This window comes from Pseudomonas sp. s4 (genome assembly GCF_046764235.1).
Lineage (GTDB): Bacteria > Pseudomonadota > Gammaproteobacteria > Pseudomonadales > Pseudomonadaceae > Aquipseudomonas > Aquipseudomonas asiatica.
On record NZ_CP177209.1, the window covers coordinates 3,925,664 to 3,944,756 of the forward strand.

18 protein-coding genes and 1 pseudogene are annotated in these 19,093 nt (G+C 57.1%); 14 read left to right on the plus strand and 5 right to left on the minus strand.

The window, feature by feature from the left end; translation table 11 throughout:
- Positions 1 to 715 precede the first annotated feature (715 nt).
- The 7 genes and pseudogenes from ACK56M_RS18180 to ACK56M_RS18210 form a co-directional block, all read left to right on the plus strand.
- Positions 716 to 1,351 carry a hypothetical protein gene (locus ACK56M_RS18180; RefSeq protein WP_411958882.1) on the plus strand — a complete coding sequence of 212 codons (636 nt, stop codon included), beginning with the start codon at positions 716 to 718 and terminating at the stop codon, positions 1,349 to 1,351.
- Complete coding sequence (locus ACK56M_RS18185; RefSeq protein ID WP_411958883.1) at positions 1,348 to 3,228, plus strand: transposase; 1,881 nt, start codon at positions 1,348 to 1,350, stop codon at positions 3,226 to 3,228. Before ACK56M_RS18180 ends, ACK56M_RS18185 begins: the two co-directional genes overlap by 4 nt.
- 211 nt (positions 3,229 to 3,439) lie before the next feature.
- The gene (locus ACK56M_RS18190; RefSeq protein WP_411958884.1) at positions 3,440 to 4,390 is read left to right on the plus strand and encodes a TniB family NTP-binding protein; all 951 of its coding nucleotides are present in this window, start codon (positions 3,440 to 3,442) and stop codon (positions 4,388 to 4,390) included.
- The gene (locus ACK56M_RS18195; RefSeq protein ID WP_411958885.1) at positions 4,390 to 5,118 is read left to right on the plus strand and encodes a TniQ family protein; all 729 of its coding nucleotides are present in this window, start codon (positions 4,390 to 4,392) and stop codon (positions 5,116 to 5,118) included. Before ACK56M_RS18190 ends, ACK56M_RS18195 begins: the two co-directional genes overlap by 1 nt.
- 24 nt (positions 5,119 to 5,142) lie before the next feature.
- Entirely contained in the window at positions 5,143 to 6,171 is a 1,029-nt protein-coding gene (locus ACK56M_RS18200) for an IS30 family transposase (RefSeq protein ID WP_188258425.1), read from the plus strand.
- 147 nt (positions 6,172 to 6,318) lie between these two features.
- Positions 6,319 to 8,013 carry a helix-turn-helix domain-containing protein gene (locus ACK56M_RS18205; protein ID WP_411958886.1) on the plus strand — a complete coding sequence of 565 codons (1,695 nt, stop codon included), beginning with the start codon at positions 6,319 to 6,321 and terminating at the stop codon, positions 8,011 to 8,013.
- A 218-nt stretch (positions 8,014 to 8,231) separates the two neighbouring features.
- A pseudogene (locus tag ACK56M_RS18210) lies at positions 8,232 to 9,068 on the plus strand (AraC family transcriptional regulator N-terminal domain-containing protein); the annotation flags it as partial.
- 329 nt (positions 9,069 to 9,397) lie between these two features.
- On the opposite strand, the gene ACK56M_RS18215 reads toward ACK56M_RS18210, so the two are convergent.
- Positions 9,398 to 9,994, minus strand: a complete 597-nt coding sequence (locus ACK56M_RS18215; protein ID WP_100412870.1) for a TetR/AcrR family transcriptional regulator — start codon at positions 9,992 to 9,994, stop codon at positions 9,398 to 9,400.
- Between the two features lie 93 nt (positions 9,995 to 10,087).
- Between ACK56M_RS18215 and ACK56M_RS18220 the strand changes: the two genes are divergently transcribed.
- On the plus strand, positions 10,088 to 10,684 hold the full coding sequence (locus ACK56M_RS18220) for an NAD(P)H-dependent oxidoreductase (protein WP_100412871.1): 597 nt from the start codon (positions 10,088 to 10,090) through the stop codon (positions 10,682 to 10,684).
- A 1-nt stretch (position 10,685) separates the two neighbouring features.
- On the opposite strand, the gene thpR is transcribed toward ACK56M_RS18220, so the two are convergent.
- The gene (gene thpR / locus ACK56M_RS18225; protein ID WP_015270862.1) at positions 10,686 to 11,231 is read right to left on the minus strand and encodes an RNA 2',3'-cyclic phosphodiesterase; all 546 of its coding nucleotides are present in this window, start codon (positions 11,229 to 11,231) and stop codon (positions 10,686 to 10,688) included.
- 124 nt (positions 11,232 to 11,355) lie between these two features.
- Here thpR and ACK56M_RS18230 point away from each other — a divergent pair, with 124 nt between their 5' ends.
- The 6 genes from ACK56M_RS18230 (at position 11,356) to ACK56M_RS18255 (ending at position 16,433) form a co-directional block, all read left to right on the plus strand.
- Complete coding sequence (locus tag ACK56M_RS18230) at positions 11,356 to 12,156, plus strand: hypothetical protein (RefSeq protein ID WP_411958887.1); 801 nt, start codon at positions 11,356 to 11,358, stop codon at positions 12,154 to 12,156.
- Positions 12,157 to 12,304: 148 nt separating this feature from the next.
- Positions 12,305 to 13,204 (plus strand): lipid A hydroxylase LpxO, encoded by a 900-nt coding sequence (lpxO, locus tag ACK56M_RS18235; protein ID WP_015270864.1) that lies wholly within the window; start codon positions 12,305 to 12,307, stop codon positions 13,202 to 13,204.
- A gap of 119 nt (positions 13,205 to 13,323) precedes the next feature.
- Complete coding sequence (locus tag ACK56M_RS18240) at positions 13,324 to 13,668, plus strand: carboxymuconolactone decarboxylase family protein (RefSeq protein ID WP_039614473.1); 345 nt, start codon at positions 13,324 to 13,326, stop codon at positions 13,666 to 13,668.
- A gap of 78 nt (positions 13,669 to 13,746) precedes the next feature.
- On the plus strand, positions 13,747 to 14,316 hold the full coding sequence (locus ACK56M_RS18245; RefSeq protein ID WP_015270865.1) for a GNAT family N-acetyltransferase: 570 nt from the start codon (positions 13,747 to 13,749) through the stop codon (positions 14,314 to 14,316).
- A gap of 78 nt (positions 14,317 to 14,394) precedes the next feature.
- Positions 14,395 to 15,606: a serine/threonine transporter SstT gene (gene sstT, locus ACK56M_RS18250; RefSeq protein ID WP_015270866.1), complete on the plus strand. Its 1,212-nt coding sequence runs from the start codon at positions 14,395 to 14,397 to the stop codon at positions 15,604 to 15,606.
- A gap of 179 nt (positions 15,607 to 15,785) precedes the next feature.
- The gene (locus tag ACK56M_RS18255) at positions 15,786 to 16,433 is read left to right on the plus strand and encodes a YceH family protein (RefSeq protein ID WP_025339663.1); all 648 of its coding nucleotides are present in this window, start codon (positions 15,786 to 15,788) and stop codon (positions 16,431 to 16,433) included.
- 4 nt (positions 16,434 to 16,437) lie between these two features.
- On the opposite strand, the gene ACK56M_RS18260 is transcribed toward ACK56M_RS18255, so the two are convergent.
- The 3 genes from ACK56M_RS18260 to ahpC form a co-directional block, all read right to left on the minus strand.
- Entirely contained in the window at positions 16,438 to 16,626 is a 189-nt protein-coding gene (locus ACK56M_RS18260; protein WP_013973178.1) for a hypothetical protein, read from the minus strand.
- A 169-nt stretch (positions 16,627 to 16,795) separates the two neighbouring features.
- Positions 16,796 to 18,358, minus strand: a complete 1,563-nt coding sequence (gene ahpF, locus ACK56M_RS18265; protein ID WP_100412874.1) for an alkyl hydroperoxide reductase subunit F — start codon at positions 18,356 to 18,358, stop codon at positions 16,796 to 16,798.
- Positions 18,359 to 18,482: 124 nt separating this feature from the next.
- Positions 18,483 to 19,046, minus strand: a complete 564-nt coding sequence (gene ahpC / locus ACK56M_RS18270; protein WP_004375926.1) for an alkyl hydroperoxide reductase subunit C — start codon at positions 19,044 to 19,046, stop codon at positions 18,483 to 18,485.
- Positions 19,047 to 19,093 lie beyond the last annotated feature (47 nt).

The window sequence follows — 19,093 nt, forward strand, 5'->3', positions numbered from 1 at the left end:
GAGTATTTTTATTACCTTCCGCCTAAGCTGCCACGAAACGATTCAAGATTTTTATTACGTATGGGCGCATTCTTGCTCTCCGGCCTAGCCTCCCTCCCCACCCTGCTAGGTCCAATTGGAGGTTCCGCTTATGCGCTCCTTTTACCGAGGGTTCTCATCAAGGCCATCCATGCAACTTGGCGGATGGTACCTTCCAACCTATAGAGATTATTCACTTCAAAAAGGGCTGAACTCGCCGTTAACCCTGGAGTGGTTTTTTACGTCGAAATCCAAGACTTTGATGGCGCGCTGCCGAGTTCGAGGAGGCAGTTGGTCGGTAGCTGCTCTCCCCTCCGTTGACGTGGCGATTTGTAGGACTCTTTCAATGAGGTTGTTCGAGGCCAACAAACTTCAAGAAGCTGATGAACGGCTTTCGCCCTTCCCAAATCTGCAACGCATGATCCGAATCAGGGGAGCAAGGGGAAGCCAGAAAATTGTATTTTTCAGCGTCCCGGATCGTAAACCCGATCTGACGCCGATGTGGTATCACCACCCCAGTCGATACACTTTCCACTGATTCTGAGTGTATAGGGCTTCGCTCTTCTACAAGCCCACGGATTGATCAGGCTCGGCTTCAGATACCCAGTCGTATCGAAGACACCTACGACGCCGTACTGCATGCTGAGCCTATTCGATTTGACCCCATCACCACGTTTCCAAAAAAGGAGGCGTCATCATGCTCGTATCAAGTTCATCTCAAGTTCAGAAAGTGCCTCGCCAAGCTCTCAATAAAGGGCGCCCGGGCAGCCGTGTTACGTTCTTCCCCTCTCGAAAGCTTGGCCACCCGATCGCTTGCGGCAATCTGATACAAGCGGACCTTTGTATCCATCTCGAATACAGCCATCATGTAAGGTTTTATGAATGTCGGCCGCCAATCTTGCAATCTGACGGCATGCACTTCAAGGCAGATTTCCTGGTCAAACTCGATGATGGATCCTCATCGTATTTGAAAGTCATTCCATATGATATTCAGCACCATGAGCAAGAAGGCGACTGGCAAAAGCTCAAACTTCGCCTGCTAGATGAGGGCAACACTGTCGTCTGGCTCGCACCTGAAGACCTGCCCAGCCCCCTGCTGACGTCAAATCTGCGCAGCCTCTACTACTACAGTTTTGGAGCAAACCGGCGGCTGGCGCAAAGAGTTTGCAAGTATGTCATGGGCCTGAAAGACCAACGGGCAACAATAGAAACGCTTCTCGCCAACGGCGCTTGCACGGCGAACATCTATCAAGCCATTTTCTCGGGTGGCCTGCATGTGCGCCTCGACCAAAAACTCTCACCACAATCAATGGTGTACGGGAGGTCGGTATGAACGGTTCTGATTTCAAGATCGGCGAGCATTACCGCTATCGCGGTCAGCGATTCCAAGTGCTGGATGTCCGACAAGACACGATACAACTGCGGGCGACAGAAGGACAAAGGGTTGTGCTTCGTCAGACAGTTGATATCTTGGCCAGAGCAATGAAACGCGGAGATTTGGTTAAGAGCCAGGAAGCAGCACTTATTGCTGACCCACAAAAAATCCTGGCCGGCTTGCCCAAGCGCTACCTCTTGGATTTTGATCGTCGCCTGCACTATGTACAAGGATTGATGGCGCGCTTCCACGGGCATATGCCCAAAGGTCGTGCCACATTAGAAATCAATGAGCTGGCGAAACGTATCAACGACATCAGCATTCCCAGTTTCAGCACGGCGCGCCGCTGGATCCAAGCCTTTTGTACCTCCGGTCTGATGCCAACCGCGCTCATTCCGCGCAAGCGCCAAAAGTCCAAGCATCGCCTTGAACGTCAGCCTCGGGAGGTCCAACAGATCATCCAGCAACAGATGGACGTGCTTTACCTAGTGCCGGAACCTGCCTCTAAGACTGAGGTAATAGATGCCATTACTCTGGCGTTGAATGAAGCCAACGACAACCGCCCCTCTCACGACAGGCTGAAAGTCCCATCACCCTCGACGCTCAACCGCATTCTCCTCGAGCATGATGCATATGAACGCACAGTTGCTCAGAAGGGTAGCAAGTACGCTCAGAAGCAACACGGATGGACGCGCAAGCGGCCCCGGCCCACTCGATTGTTTTCGTTGGTGGAGGGTGACACTCAACAGATGCATGTTTTGCTTGTGGATGAAGACAATCAGGTCATTGGCCGGCCTTATCTTACCGCCTTTCTTGAAATATCGACGCGGATGCCGATCGCTTGGACCATCGGCTTTAATCCGCCATCGCTCGATACGACCTTGAAAGCCCTGAAGTTATCAATGTCGTCGGATAACCCATTCGGAGGCGTGGCGGAACGCTATGTATTCGACAGTGGCGCCGAATTCATTGGGGATAACCTGCGCCGAATCATAGGCATGCTTGGCGGAGAAGTTTGTTATTGCGAGCCAGGTACTGGCAATCAAAAGCCACATATTGAGGCTTTTTTTGGGGTCTGGTCGAAAGAGATCGCCCATGTGATGCCTGGCACTACGTTCTCAAACATAGTCTCTCGCGGTGACTACCATTCCGAAGATCACGCCTGTTTGACCCTCAAGGCACTGGACGATATCTTTAGCCGCTGGGTAAAAGAGGTGTACTGCGAGCGCACTCACAGCAGCCTGAATACTTCGCCAAGAATGGCATGGGAAGCAGCTCAAAACCCAATGTTTCCGCCTAGACGGCACTCTCTCTCAGAATTGCATCACCATTTTCTCAGGGCATTTACCGCATCCGCACAGCAGGGCCGACTTCGCCACAAGTCGTTGTTTTGGACTGGGCCGGCTGTGGCTTACCTCGCCAATCGGGAGCCTAAGGTCGAAAAACTGGTCGTTTTTTATGACCCAAGCGACCTAGGGAAAGCGTGGGCAAGTCATCCCAGCTATCCAGATGAGCTGATGGAACTGCAGGCCGTAGATCCTGATTATCAGGAAGGTCTGACGCTCGATCTGCATCAAGAGACGGTGAAACGTTTGCGGACGAATAATCAGAACTTTGATTCCGGCCGTGCCCGACAGGCTCGTATTGCAATACTGCGAGAATTGGCGGAGCTCAAAAATTCAGCCAAACGTCGGAAATATCACCAAACCAAGGAACGCATTTCCTTGGAGCGACCGCAGAAGCTCAGGCTACCTAGGCCGAATAAACCTCAAAAAGTCCAAAACTATCGTTTTCATGGCAAGACACCTGGAGACGATGCTCCAGTGGAAGTCTGAACGATATTTGTAGCTAGTTCAACAACCACTCGTCCCGCGGCTATTTTCGGCGTAATCCGGCGCTTTGCAACGCAGAGCGCCCCGAGAGGTGCGGACTTCAACCCGGCATACACCCCCGCGCCCTTCAACTCCTAGGCCGTTCTTGTACAAATGCAAAATTACGAAATTTCACCGTAGCATTCGTTGTGAAAATAAAAGCGGAGGCCCTCAAATGGACTCTCAAACTAGACAAATCCTAGCTCGATTTAAACGCCAGGTAGTATTCCACCGTCAGTACAAGTTCGCTTTCTCCCAGATCGAGAATGCAATTGAGAATACCGAAACACTGGGAGAGCCGTTATGCGCCATACTCTATGGAGTAAGTGGCTCTGGCAAATCCACACTCTGTAAATACTTCGAAAAATATCACAGCAGCGACCCTGTTATCCGACGGGATGATGGAACCTACGTACAACTCCCAATCTTTTACTGCGAAGTTCCTGCTCCCACCACTGTACGAGGCCTGATAGGAAACATGCTAACCACATTGATAGGCCAGGAACCCAAGGGGACTATTGTGAAATTAACCCAACAACTCTCGACCTGCCTACATACAGCAGGTGTAAAGGTGATTTTCTTAGATGAAATTCAACTACTCTGCGTGACAACCATAAGCCAAAAGGTGAAGCTCGACACTTTGAACTGGATCGTCACGTTGCTGAATAAATCCGGAATTCCGATTATCTTATCTGGAACCGAGCTATGTCGCGACATCCGCAACAGCCTTGATACCTTTGCTAAACGTTACCCTTACGTTGCCGAGCTCACTAATTTCAGTTACGAAAGTCACATCGACAGTGACTACCTCACAGTTTTGAAGCAGCTCGACTCAGCAATGTACTCCATCGCCTCAATCCAAAGTGGCGTCCACCTGAATGACCCGTCCATTGCAGCGGCGATATTCGTTGCAACTTCTGGAAACTTCAAGATCATGCGCTTGATCATCAGCGACGCGCTAAAGTCTTGTTTACAGCGAGAGGGGGCGAATGAATTGAAGCTTGAAGATTTTTACATGGCATGCGAATGCCTCTCCCTTCCAGACAGGCTTACCGATGAAAATCCATTCGCCCTTGATCTGAATGAAAATCTGCTGACAATTAGCAGCTCCGCGGAGAAAAACTAATGAATAAATTTCTGTTTATCCCTAAACCTCTCCCAGATGAAAGCCCTAGTAGCATACTGAGGCGCATGGCGAAACGCCATGGTTTAGTTAAAAAATCTGACCTTTCTCTGATGTCTATTCCCCCCACCTACATCGGTCCGTTGCTTTACAGAAACCACCCAATCCCCCAAGAAATTGCAAAGTCGATTTCGACTCCTGAAGACCGAGAAAGCTTTCTCAGCGGATTTTACCACCCTATTTCTGCCCTGCTAAAAAAACCTAAAGTTATTCTCTCGGGCATGGAGGTACCTGCAGAATTTATCCGAACCTCGGAAACCGCATATTGCTCCGAATGCAGAGCTAGCGATCACGAATATTTTATCAAGGATCTTACTTTAACGCTTTATTGCCCGTACCACTCCCGCAAATACCTACGCAAGTGCCCTCAATGCGGATACAATTTAGCCTGGCACTGGATTCTTGATGACCACTGCCGCTGCCCAGAACTTCCTGAGTCCGATCTCTGTAGCGTCGAAGAATTTACATTCGAGCAACGACTTCTCAGTATTTTTAAGAATAGAGAAACAGAGAGCCTCAAGGAATTATTCAAATACTTAAACTTGCTGGGCTACCGCCGCACTGACGAAAGCCAATGCTCTGCAACAAGAGCTATTACTCTATTAGCCTTAGCGATAATGGATCGTGACGAATATAACATGGCGGCGGCAAAAACTGAGTGCAACACCTGACCTTTCCGGTACGGTGCTGCCCCTATGTCTTATTCCGAACTCAGCGTTGAAGAACGCGCCACCATTCAAATCGGTCGTACCCAAGGCTTCAGCCTGCGCAGGATTGCCTGCTTGATCAACCGATCCCCTTCGACCATCAGCCGTGAGCTGCGCCGTAACCGAGGTGCTTGCGGTGGCTACTCGGCCCGCCTGGCCCAGCAGCAAATGCAGGCCCGCCGCCAACGCTGTCGACCGAAACGAAAGCTCTTGCCGAGTAGTGAGCGCTTCCAGTTGGTGGCCCATATGCTGCGCGAGCGTTTGTCTCCCGAGCAGATTGCCGGCAAGCTGCGCAGCATGAACATTCCCAGCCTCAGAGAAGCCTACGTCTGTCGCGAGACGATCTACAACGCGATCTATGCCCTGCCAGTGGGTGAGCTGCGTAAGGAGCTGATCATCTGTCTGCGCCAAGGCAAGACGACGCGCCGACCGCGCTCTGGTGGCGTGGATCGGCGCGGCCAGATCCCCGAGATGGTCAGTATTCATGTGCGCCCGCCGGAGATTGAAGACAGGCTGATGCCGGGGCATTGGGAAGGCGACCTCATCAAGGGCAAGGCCAACGCCTCGTGTGTAGGCACGCTGGTGGAGCGAACCAGTGGCTACCTGATGCTGGTAAAGATGAACGACGCGACGGCGACCTCGGCGATGGAAGGCTTCAGTGCAGCGCTCAATGGCATGCCGCTGGCGATGCGCAAGAGCATGACCTACGACCAGGGCCGAGAAATGGCGCGGCATGCTGAAATCACCCAGCAGACCGGGGTGGCAATTTACTTCTGCGACCCGCACAGCCCCTGGCAGCGCGGCAGCAACGAAAACATCAACGGCCTGATTCGCCAGTACTTGCCCAAGGGCACAGACCTGTCGGTACATAGCCAGGAGGAGCTGGACGCCATTGCCTTGCAACTGAATATGCGTCCCCGTAAGCGCTTCGATTTCAAATGTCCGATCGAAATGATGAGTGAGGTGATGCAAAAGGCCATGGCTATGCGGCACGATGCGCCCACTTCAATCCAATAACCGTGTTGCACTCAGCTTCTGCAACCGCCCATTCTAAAGCAGTTAAATCATCTAAACTATTTGTACCCTGAAATTCCAAGGCGCATTATCTGCGCAAAACTCGCAAGAATCCGAACCAAGGAAACGGAGCACTGCACTAAAGTTTTTTTGACCCAACAACACAACTTCTGCCCTGAATCCGATCATGGTAGCCTACCCCTAAAATCAAGCTTCCACTTAAATCGATCGCAAATATATGCATGGCTCTCAGTAAATCACAAAGAGCGCAGACTGCTGAGTAATGAAAAGCACTTCTCTGCACTCAACGCTAAATACCCAATTAGTAAAATTGAAATAATGGAGCAAAGGGTACTAGAATTTCGAACAGGAGATGAGCGAAACATCAAACAACCTGTTAATCGACACACTGTAAAAACCTTGCAGGAAAAGTTTGCAGTATCGGCAATATGCATCCAAGAAGCTGTGTCAGAGAAACTCCTCTCACCTTATTTAGGCCCGCGCCATCAGTGGTTTTTCTCAACAGAAGACGCTGAGCAATTCTCTAACAAGTTTATTTCCATTCAACTGCTATCGATTCAACTAGCACTGCCGCCAAAGACCATACGAAAGGCGTTAAAACGCTTCCGCAATTTGGATGTTGGCGTTCGCAAGCCAGCTTTTCGTCGTTACGTTATCAGTAAGCAACAGAAAGATGCTGTTATGGAATGGCTTAGCCGCACGGAAATTCGAGTTCTTCATTCCAAACAACCCCACCACGTACTCCCGCACTTAACAGGCAAAGAGAAAGGTACTTGGCTATCAGCCAGGGAAGCGTCAGTGGAAATAGGCGTAGCACCTATTACCCTGAAGGACCTTATCAGAAAAGGATTGTTGCCATGCGACTATCGAGAACTAAGAGGCAACGGATACGCACTTAACAAAGCACAACTCCTGCAGTTCAAGAAAACATATATTGGCACAACGGAATCCTGTGGTCTTCTCAAGTGCAACCTACATGCTACATCTAGAATACTAAAAGCCTCAGGCATCCTGCCAATCACTGGGCCAGACATAGACGGCGGCGAGAGAAACTTTTTTTTGCGAAAGGTCGTTACGGCTCATGCAAAAAAACTCAATACCCTTAACAACAAAAAAACACAATATTACAATATCGAAGACGCGTGTAAAAAAATGAGACTTTCAAAAAAAACACTAGCAACGCTTATAGAAGCTGGGGCCCTACCCTTGTGCAACTTCACTGGAGGACAGGACATTGCGTTTGACAAGACTAGCATTGATAATTTCTTCGCAACATACTCCACCGCAAACACTATTGCAAAAGCGCTGAATATCTCGACACCCTGCCTCCGGCAAGAATTGAATAAAAAAGGAATAAGCCCGATCGCGGGAACTCAGCAAAAGGGACTTGGCCAACACATTTATGAGATAAGCGCCATTAGGGAGGTATACCCTTTGGTTGAAACCTTGATTAGGACAAACAAAAAAAAACCTAGCAGCCATCTGGTCAGTGCATCTGCACTCATGGAAAAATACAACATATCTACACCACAGTTTTCTCAATTCTTCACCTATTCGGGATTCGCCCCATACTTGGAATTACCGAGACAGGGTCCCAAGGGTTATCACTTCACAAAAAGTAATGCTCGGAAAATCTCTAGAATTCTAGATAAATATCTAACTTTCCGCCAAGCCGATAAGCTTTTTGGTCACTACGGCCTTACCAAATGCTTAGTGCATCAGAATAAACTGAAGCCATCGCACCCCCTTTTGCCACAGTCCAACCTACCAATGATAGATCGAGCCACCTTGCTCGCATACATTGCCTCAAAAACCGATTTGTAAGCGGGTCCAATACTGTTAAAAATACTTTACCCTTCTTCCACACCCCCTCTATCAGCATCTACCCCACGGCTAGTGATTTGCATTACCGGCGTGCAAAAAACCAATCATTCTGATGAAAATTACTAGAAGCTAACTGTTTATGACATTCCGTTTGCAGTCATTCTGAAAAAACCTTTTAAAATCCAAGGCGATTTTTTTGATCGCTTTGAAATATGGGGCCGGGCTTCGTGCCCACGCACCTGCCCCAGGTGCAGGTGCTGAGCTGGGACCACTATGTGGCCAGCAGCCCGCAGATCTACGAACCCAGCCTGATGATCCTGGCCCAGGGCAGCAAGCTGGCGCGCCTGGGGCCGCGTACCCTGGAATATGGCGCCGGGCATTATCTGGTGCAGGCATTGTCGGTGCCGTTCATGTGCGAAACCTTTGCCACCCCCGAAGCACCGTTGCTGGGCGTGGCGGTGGACATCGACCGCGGCGTGCTGGGTGAACTGGTGCAAAGCATGGCCCTGGCGCCGAATGCCGCGGTGCAGGCGCAAACCCCGCATTCAATGACCTCGGCTGCACTCGATGCGCCGATGCGCGAATGCGTGGAACGGCTGCTGCGCTGCCTGCAGGACCCGGTGGACGCCAAGGTGCTGGGCCCGGCGCGGGTACGCGAGGTGCTGTACACCGCCTTGCGCGGCCCACAAGCGGGCGTGTTGCGGGCGCTGGTGGAGCAACAAGGGCACTTCGCCCGCATCGGCGCCGCCCTTGCCCACCTGCGCGAACACTACACCGAGCCGCTGAGCGTTGAAGCGCTGGCCGCACGCGCCAACATGAGCGTTTCGACCTTCCACGAGCACTTCAAGCGCTGCACCGACATGGCGCCGATGCAGTACCTCAAGCGCCTGCGGCTGCTGAAGGCGCAGCAGATGCTGATCGGCGAAGGCCTGGGGGTGGCGCAGACCGCGCACCGGGTGGGGTACCAGAGCACCTCGCAGTTCAGCCGCGAGTACAAGCGCCAGTTCGCCCGCAGCCCGGGGGATGAATTGCCGTACCAGAGCCTGCCGGTGTAATCGCCTGCCCTGGCCCCATCGCCGGCAAGCCGGCTCTCATGGAACAACACATGATTTATTGGTTCAGCAAGGTTCTGTAGGAGCAGCCTTGTGCTGCGAAGAGGCCGATACTGCCAAAGCCTGTCTATTGCTTGTGCCGGCCACTTCGCAGCACAAGGCTGCTCCTACAAAGGACGCGGCAAACGAGCGATAGTTGTTCTCTGCGCGACAGCGCAGCCCAAAAGGGCTGGGCAATCTCCCGCAGATACTGCACAAGGCTTGAGGTCGATGCAGTGGAGGTGGTGCTTGCCGGCGATGGGCTGCAGAGCAGCCGAGGCACTCTCAAGGCTTCATTGCCGCTCGACCATCGCCACTATTGCTGCCTGCAATTCGGCCTTGGCCTGCCCCACCTCCAGTTCCCCCGCAGCAGCCGCCTGCGACAAGGCATCCGCCGCCCCCACCAGCAAGCGCATGCCCGCCACCCCGATGTTGCCACTGGGCGAAAACCCGGCCAACGCCTCACGGCATTTGTCCAGAAACGGCTGCTCATAGGCCCGCTTCAGCGCTTCCATTTCCGGCGAGCCGGCCAATGCCGCCGACACTCCGGGTATCTCCAGCCCCTGGCTCATCACACAGTCCACATACGCCTCGGCAATCACTCCGGCGCGGCTGGCCAGGCTAGCGTCACAACGCGCCAGCGCCTGCTCCAGCATCCGCGACTGCCGTGCATCGTATTGCTGGTACAGCGCCACCAACAACCCGGTCCGGGTTTCGAAATGGTCATAGACCACCGGCTTGGTCACCCCCGCCTGCTCGGCCAAACGCCCCAGGCTCAAGGCATCGGTGCCCTCCTCCCGTACCAGCTGCCAGGCCACATCGAGCAACTGCAGACGGCGCTCTTCGCGGCTCAGGCGCTTGCGCGAGCGGCCTTGATCATCGCTTGACATCGTTTACCTACCAAAAGTAACTTACTAAACGTAACTTACCTTGAGTATATAGCGCTCTGGGTAACCCTGCATCCCAATCTTGGAGAGCCCACCATGCATGCCCTGATCGTCGTCGGTCATCACGACCCGCAATCCCTCACCCATGCCCTGGCCCGACAGATCGCCGCCGGCCTGGCCAACGCCGGCCACGGCAGCGAAATCGCCGACCTGGCCAGTGAAGGTTTCGACCCGCGCTTCGGCCTGGCCGACCATGCGGTGCACCGCAGGCTGGCAGCCCCGCCGGCGGATGTACTCAGGGAGCAGGCGCGTATTGAACGCGCCGATGCGCTGGTGCTGGTCTACCCCATCTATTGGTGGTCGCTGCCGGCCTTGCTCAAAGGCTGGGTCGAGCGGGTGTTCAGCAATGGCTGGGCCTTCGATTATGAAGGGGGCATCACCGTCAAGAAGCTGCGCGGCATGAAGGTGCACCTGGTCGGTGTCGCCGGTGCCGACAGCGGCACTTTCGAACGTCACGGCTATGGCGAGGCGATGCGCGTGCAGATCGAGCACGGCATCTTCGACTACTGCGGCGCCGAGGTGCTCAGCTCCACCCTGCTGGACGACAGCGAAGGCGCAGCCCCGGCACTGCACCTGCACACTGCACGCACGCTGGGCGAGCAGATGTTCGCAGACTGCGAGGCCATGGCCTGAATCAGCCTGAAAGCGGCCATTGCGCCAATGGCCAGTAAGCGCCCTTGCGCGACTCGTACAGTGTGAAATGGCGGGCGGCGAGGTAGAAATCCGGCGCGCTGCTGGCTTCTGGCGGCTGGCCGCGGTAATCCCTGGCCAGCGTCAGGTGCGGGCGATACTCGCGGTCGGCCGCTTCCACCCCCAACGGCAGCAGCGCCTGCTGCAAGCTGTACACCAGTTGCAACAGGGCCGGTGGGGTCTGCTGCGCCTCCAGCACCAGTGCACTGGCCCGCTGCCATACCTGCAGGCGGTCCAGCAACAACCGTGGTGCCGTGGCCGGTAGCGCCAGCTGGTCGACCACCGCGCAAATAGCAGGCACATGGGCGGTATCCACATCGCCGAGAAACAGCAGTGTCACATGGAAGTTGGCGGCCGGCACCGGCTTGCCGCTGCGCAGGTTCAGGCCACGTCGCCACTGGGCCAGGGCGCGGCGCTGGGCATCGCTGACCGGCAAGGCGAAGAACAGGCGCTTGAATGGTTTTTCGATACGTCCGCTGACCGGTGTCATCGTGCCGCTCCTCAAGATGGCAAAGCACGTACTGATGCGTTGGGAAACCCGCAGGTCTGTCAGTTTCGCGGGCAGGCACCCAAACCATACGCTGAGGCCTCAATTCAATCACATAGATACGGCCATGAAACAGCAACAGCAAACACGGAATACCCAGCCTGCCATGCAAGCGAAACTGAAGTGGGGCAACCAGCGTGAGCGCGAGTTCACGACTGATGTCATAGATACAGATGTCAGTAATGGCAACCGCTCATTTTTCGCCATTCAGTACACGGAGGGATCAGATACCGCTTATAGCTATATATTCCTGAATATCCCGGAACGTTACCTGGTGGCGGGCGCATCCCTCAAGATCGGTGCAGGCGAGAAAGCCGAGATCAACGCCTATTTCGGTTCGACTTCGATTGGTCGCTCAGGTTGGGCGACCGGGGGCTCAATCGATATTACCGAGATGGATGAGGCTTCCAAGGCATTTGCCGCAACGTTCCACTACACCATTGAACACACCATGGGCATGGTCGAGATCGTGGATGGCTCGTTGTCCTTGTCACTGGCCAAAGATGCAAGGACCAACGGCACCGGCCGGGTCACCGCCAACCTCGACCCCGCCATTTTCCCCTCGCTGGGTAACCTTGACGCTCAAACCATCGAATCCAAGATACTTCAGGACGGCCGCATCCAACTCATCGCCAGACAGCAAGTGGACAACGCAATCCAAGGCATCATGATGCTGCTCAGTGAACAACATGCACGCCTGTTCTTCTCGATTGGCGGTATGCACTATCTCTTGAGCGGGGGCCGCCTGCAGCATGAGTGGAACGTGGATAAAAAGACCCTGACCGCCGACTTTACTGATTATGTAGTCAGTTACCAAGGCAGGGACCATCGCATCACGGATGGCCGCATCGAGGTCACTCTGGCCTGATGCATCGCCATGCAGACCTTGGTACAGCGGTGACGCTTGTACCAAGGTCTGCCATCGCTGCGTAACATTCTCCTACAAAGCATCGGCTCGATTGTTTATGCTGGCGGGCTTAGCCATCACGCATGGCCATTACTTGACGTATCCGCCCATGAAAATCGCCTTAGTCCTCATCTTCATCCTCTCGATCGCCTATGTTCACCTGCGCGGTCGCGTCCGCCACAAGCTGACCCGTCAGCTGGGCGACCACTCCAGCTTCCTGGCGCCGATCAACAGCTTCCTGTACCTGTTTTCCCGGCACCCTGCAAAGCCGTACCTGCCGGTGGAGGCCTTCCCCGAACTGCAGACGCTGCAGGACCATTGGCAGGAAATCCGCCAGGAAGCCCAGCAACTGCTGCATGTGGGCGAAATCAAGAAGTCCGACAATTACGATGATGTCGGTTTCAACTCATTCTTCAAGACCGGCTGGAAGCGCTTCTACCTGAAGTGGTACGGCGAAAGCCACCCGTCGGCGATGACCCTGTGCCCACGCACCACCGAGTTGCTCAAAGGCATCGGCACGGTCAAGGCCGCCATGTTCGCCACCCTGCCACCGGGCGCCAAGCTGGTGCGCCACCGCGACCCGTATGCCGGCTCGTACCGCTACCACCTGGGCCTGGACACGCCGAACGACGATGGCTGCTACATCGATGTGGACGGTGAGAAATATTCCTGGCGCGATGGCGAGGGCGTGGTCTTCGACGAGACCTACATCCACTACGCGGCCAATACCACCGAGCACAACCGCATCATCCTGTTCTGCGACGTGGAACGCCCGCTCAAGTACCGCTGGGCAACCGCGTTCAACCGCTGGTTCAGCCGCAACGTCATGGCCGCTGCCGCCGCCCCCAACGATGCCGGCGACAAGACCGGTGGCATCAACCGGCTGTTCACCCGCATCTACAAGATCCGCGAACGTGGCAAGGCGCTGAAGAAGCGCAACCGCACGCGCTACTATCTGGAGAAGTGGGCGTTCGTCGCGGCGTTGGTGCTGGTGTTCATCTATATCTGATCGATATGGTTGCGCGCAGTCCAAAGGCCTGCGCGCAAACAACCAAAGTACAAGCCTCACACTTTCCACTCTTCGACTAGCCTGAAAGCTCCACTCGCAACCTCCCCAAGGTGAAGACGATGAGCATGATGGACTGGGACGCCTACCGTAAGCAGTTGATGGCCGGCATCGGCGATCTCAAGCAGCTATCCCCTGACACCGTGGCTGGCTACATGACCGCCAGCGGCGCAGGGGCCAAGACCAACCACCTGGACGCCAAGACCCGCGAGCTGATCTCCCTTGCCGTGGCCGTGACCACCCGCTGCGATGGCTGCATCGCCGTGCATTCACAGCAGGCCGTCAAACACGGCGCCAGCCGCGAGGAAATCGCCGAGGCCCTGGGCGTGGCCGTGGCGATGAATGCCGGCGCCGCGCTGGTCTACTCGGCACGTGCCATGGATGCAGTGGGCAAGGCCAACAGCTGAGCGCAAATGGCGTCGCCGCCCTTGCGCGACGGCGCCGCGCCACCCAGACTGGGCGGCCCAGCCCTTGCAGGAACCCGCATGATCCACATCCGCCCCATGACGCCGGAAGACTTCGAGCGCTTCTGGCCCACCTTCCAGGCCGTCGTACAAGCCCGTGAAACCTACGCATTCGACCCGGCCCTCAGCTTTGAACAGGCCCGCCAGCTGTGGCTGGAACTGCCCATGCGCACATTCGTGGCCGAGGAAGACGGCGCGATGCTGGGGTCGTATTACCTCAAGGCCAATGCCGCCGGGCCCGGTGGGCACGTGGGCAATTGCGGCTACATGGTCTGTGAAACGGCACGCGGCCGCGGCGTCGCGCGCTTGATGTGCGAGCACTCACAGAAACAGGCACGCCAGGAGGGCTTTCTGGCCCTGCAGTTCAACTCGGTGGTGGCCACCAACGAGGTGGCAGTGGCGCTGTGGCACAAGCTGGGCTTCGAAACCGTTGGCCGCTTGCCCAAGGCCTACCGCCATGCCCGCCTGGGGCTGGTGGACTGCCTGGTGATGTACAAATGGCTGGCGGACGAGCCGGTAGTGGAGAAGCCGCCACTGCTGATCGGGCGCAAGAACATCGAGGCGCGGGTGTCGCGGCGGCGCGGGCGCTGACTTCTTCAGGCCGCCCTGCTCGACGAAGGTCTATGGTAAAGTCGCGCCCTTTTTGAACATGCTGGGATATCGTTGCACATGACCCCCGTCCTCCGCTTCCTCAACCGAACCAGCCTGGTGACGCAGATCGTCATCGGCCTGATCGCCGGCATCGCCCTGGCCCTGCTTGCGCCCGCCATCGCCCGCGACATGGCCTTCCTCGGGAAAGTCTTCGTCAGCGCCCTCAAGGCGGTGGCGCCCGTGCTGGTGTTCATTCTGGTCATGGCATCGATCGCCAACCACCGTCACGGCCAGGAAACCCATATTCGCCCGATTCTCTGGCTGTACCTGCTGGGCACCTTCAGCGCTGCGGTAGTCGCCGTGGTCGCCAGCATGCTGTTCCCGTCCAACCTGGTGCTGACTACCAGCGACGCTGCGCTGAGCGCGCCGGGGGGCATTACCGAGGTGCTGCAGAACCTGCTGCTGAGTGCGGTCGACAACCCGATCAACGCCCTGCTCAACGCCAACTTCATCGGCGTACTGACCTGGGCCATCGGCCTGGGCGTAGCCCTGCGCCATGCCGGCGAAACCACCCGCACCGTGGTAGAGGACCTGTCCAATGGCGTGACCCTGATCGTACGCGTGGTCATCCGCTTCGCCCCGGTGGGCATCTTTGGCCTGGTCAGCGCCACGCTGGCCCAATCGGGCCTGGGCGCCCTGCTCGGCTACCTGCACCTGCTGGCGGTGCTGATCGGCTGCATGCTGTTCGTGGCGCTGGTGATGAACCCGCTGATCGTATATTGGAAAATCCGCCGCAACCCCTACCCGCTGACCCTGCTCTGCCTGCGCGAAAGCGGTATCACCGCGTTCTTCACTCGCAGCTCGGCAGCCAACATCCCGGTCAACCTGGCCCTGTCGGAGCGCCTTGGCCTGCATGAGGACACCTATTCGGTGTCGATCCCGCTGGGTGCGACCATCAACATGGCCGGCGCCGCCATCACCATTACCGTGCTGACCCTGGCGGCGGTGCATACTCTGGGTATTATGGTGGACCTGCCGACCGCCGTGCTGCTCAGCGTGGTGGCGGCGGTCTGTGCCTGCGGCGCCTCGGGCGTGGCCGGTGGCTCGCTCCTGCTGATTCCACTGGCGTGCAGCCTGTTTGGTATCCCTAGCGAAATTGCCATGCAAGTGGTGGCGGTTGGCTTCATCATCGGCGTGCTGCAGGATTCGGCCGAGACGGCGCTGAATTCTTCGACCGATGTGCTGTTTACCGCGGCGGCGTGCCAGGCTGAAGAGCGGCGCAACGCTTGAGTTTGCCGGGGCCGCTTTGCGGCCCTTTCGCAGGCAAGCCAGCCCCCACAGGGATAGTGCCGGCCTTACGGCTTGTGCTGTACCTGTGGGAGCTGGCTTGCCGGCGATGATCCCAGTGATTGCTTAAGCCTGGCGCTTTACCTAGGCTAGTGGCCTTTCCCCAGCAATGAGACAGGGCCATGTCAGAACACGAAACCGCCGGCGAAGGCCGCTTCAACAGCATCGAGATCCGTATTCTCGGCTCGCTGATCGAGAAGCAGGCCACCAGCCCGGAAAGCTACCCGCTGACCCTCAACGCCCTGGTCCTGGCCTGCAACCAGAAGACCAGTCGCGAGCCGGTCATGAACCTCACCCAAGGCCAGGTCGGCCAAGCCCTGCGCGCCCTCGAAGGGCAGGACATGACCCGCCTGCAGATGGGCAGCCGCGCCGACCGTTGGGAACAACGGGTGGACAAGGCGCTTGAGCTGGTGCCGGCGCAACTGGTGCTGATGGGCCTGATGTTCCTGCGCGGGCCGCAAACCCTCAACGAACTGCTGACCCGCAGCAACCGCCTGCACGACTTCGACGACACCGAGCAGATCCAGCACCAGCTGGAGCGCCTGATATCGCGCGGCCTGGCCTTGCACCTGCCGCGTCAGGCCGGCCAGCGCGAAGACCGTTACACCCATGCTTTGGGCGACCCGGCCGAAATCGAGGCAATCCTGGCTGCCCGGCAACAAGAAGGTGGGGCACGCAGCAGCGGCGGCAATGTGTCGGAAGAACGCATCGAAGCCCTCGAAGCGCGCATCGCGGCGCTGGAAGCACGCCTGGCCGAACTGGAAGGCTGAGCCGTCACGGCTCGGGGTCGGGGAAGTTGCGGCAGCTCTTGCGCTCGGCCAGCTCCCGGTCACTGGGGCGCTGGTCGACGAACACGGTGCGGCCGTCGGCATAGATTTCCAGGTAGCCCCAGTGCAGGTCCTGCTCTTGCTGCCCGGGCTTCGGGGGGACTAGCCACCAGGGTTCGCGGCTGATCAGGGTCATGGGTGTGATTCCTGAGGGTGTCTGCAGTAATCATAGACATCCTCAGATTCAGCTTTGTCAGTTCTGACGCATTCGCGGGCATGCCCGCTCCTACAGGGTTCCTCACAAATCTCAAGACCTGTGCAGAACCTGTGGGAGCGGGCATGCCCGCGAAAGGGCCGGTACAGGCTTATGCCGGTACCGAAGTGCGGATCAGGTGGTCAAAGGCCGCCAGCGATGCCTTGGCCCCCTCACCTACCGCAATCACGATCTGCTTGTACGGCACAGTCGTCACGTCACCCGCCGCAAACACACCAGGGATGCTGGTCTGGCCCTTGGCATCGACGATGATCTCGCCACGTGGCGACAGCTCGACGGTGCCTTTCAGCCAGTCGGTGTTCGGCAGCAGGCCGATCTGCACGAAGATGCCCTCCAGCGCCACTTCATGCTGCTGGTCGGTGGTGCGGTCCTTGTAGCGCAGGCCAGTCACCTTTTCGCCATTGCCAAGCACTTCGGTGGTCAACGCACTGGTGATCACCTTCACGTTCGGCAGGCTGTGCAACTTGCGCTGCAGTACCGCATCGGCACGCAGCTGGCTGTCGAACTCGATCAGCGTTACCTGGGCGACGATACCCGCCAGGTCGATGGCCGCTTCCACACCCGAGTTGCCTCCACCGATCACCGCCACGCGCTTGCCCTTGAACAGTGGGCCGTCACAGTGCGGGCAGTAAGCCACGCCACGGGCGCGGTATTCCTGTTCGCCCGGCACGTTCATCTCACGCCAGCGGGCACCGGTAGCCAGGATCACGGTCTTGGCCTTGAGCGAGGCACCGCCGGCCAGACGTACTTCGTGCAGGCCGCCATCGGTGGCCGGGATCAGCGCTTCACCGCGCTGCAGGTTCATGATGTCCACGTCGTACTGCTTGACGTGCTCTTCCAGCGCCGTGGCCAGCTTCGGCCCTTCGGTTTCCTGTATCGAGATGAAGTTCTCGATGGCCAGGGTATCGAGCACCTGGCCGCCGAAACGCTCGGCCGCAATACCGGTGCGGATGCCTTTACGCGCGGCATAGATGGCTGCCGAGGCGCCGGCCGGGCCACCACCGACCACCAGCACATCGAAGGCGTCCTTGGCGTTGATCTTTTCGGCCTGACGGCTGCCTGCGTTGGTGTCGATCTTGCCGAGGATTTCTTCCAGGCCCATGCGGCCCTGGCCAAACACTTCGCCGTTCAGGTAAATGCTCGGCACCGCCATGATCTTGCGCGATTCCACTTCCGCCTGGAACAGCGCGCCATCGATGGCCACGTGGCGTACGTTGGGGTTGAGGACCGCCATCAGGTTCAGCGCCTGGACCACGTCCGGGCAGTTCTGGCACGACAGCGAGAAGTAGGTTTCGAAGGTGAACTCGCCTTCCAGCGCCTGGATCTGTTCGATCACTTCGGCACTGGCCTTGGACGGGTGGCCCCCGACCTGCAGCAGTGCCAGCACCAGCGAGGTAAATTCGTGGCCCATGGGGATGCCGGCGAAGCGCAGGTTTATGTCGGCTCCCGGGCGGTTCAGCGAGAACGATGGACGACGGGCATCGCTGCCGTCCGCGCTGAAGGTAATAAGGTTCGACAGGCTGGCAATTTCCACCAGCAGGTCGTGCAATTCGCGGGATTTCGCGCCGTCGTCGAGGGAGGCAACGATCTCGATCGGCTGGGTGACCCGCTCCAGGTAGGTTTTCAGTTGCGATTTAAGCGTGGCGTCCAACATACGGGCGATTCCTTTTTCAAAACTCGGATACAAAAACGCCCAGGCGAACTCGCCCGGGCGCTTTACGGGGCGGTAGGTACTTCAGCTTTGGCGGCTGGCTACCGCCCGCGACATACACATCGGCTTAGATCTTGCCGACGAGGTCCAGCGACGGGGCCAGGGTGGCTTCGCCTTCTTTCCACTTGGCCGGGCAAACTTCGCCTGGGTGAGCGGCAACGTACTGGGCAGCCTTCACCTTGCGCAGCAGTTCGGCAGCATCGCGACCTACACCACCGTCGTTCAGTTCGACGATCTTGATCTGACCTTCCGGGTTGATCACGAAGGTACCGCGATCGGCCAGGCCGGCTTCTTCGATCAGCACGTCGAAGTTGCGCGAGATGACGTGGGTCGGGTCACCGATCAGTGGGTACTGGATCTTGCCGATGGTGTCCGAAGTGTCGTGCCAGGCTTTGTGGGTGAAGTGGGTGTCAGTGGACACACCGTAGATTTCCACGCCCAGCTTCTGGAACTCGGCGTAGTTGTCAGCAAGGTCACCCAGCTCGGTCGGGCAGACGAAGGTGAAGTCGGCCGGGTAGAAGAACACGACAGACCACTTGCCTTTCAGGTCGGCTTCGCTGACCTGGACGAACTCGCCTTTGTGGTAGGCGGTGGCGTTGAACGGTTTGACCTGGCTGTTGATAATTGGCATGAGAGACGCTCCTTCATGGGGTTGGAATCAGTTGATGGAGAGAATCC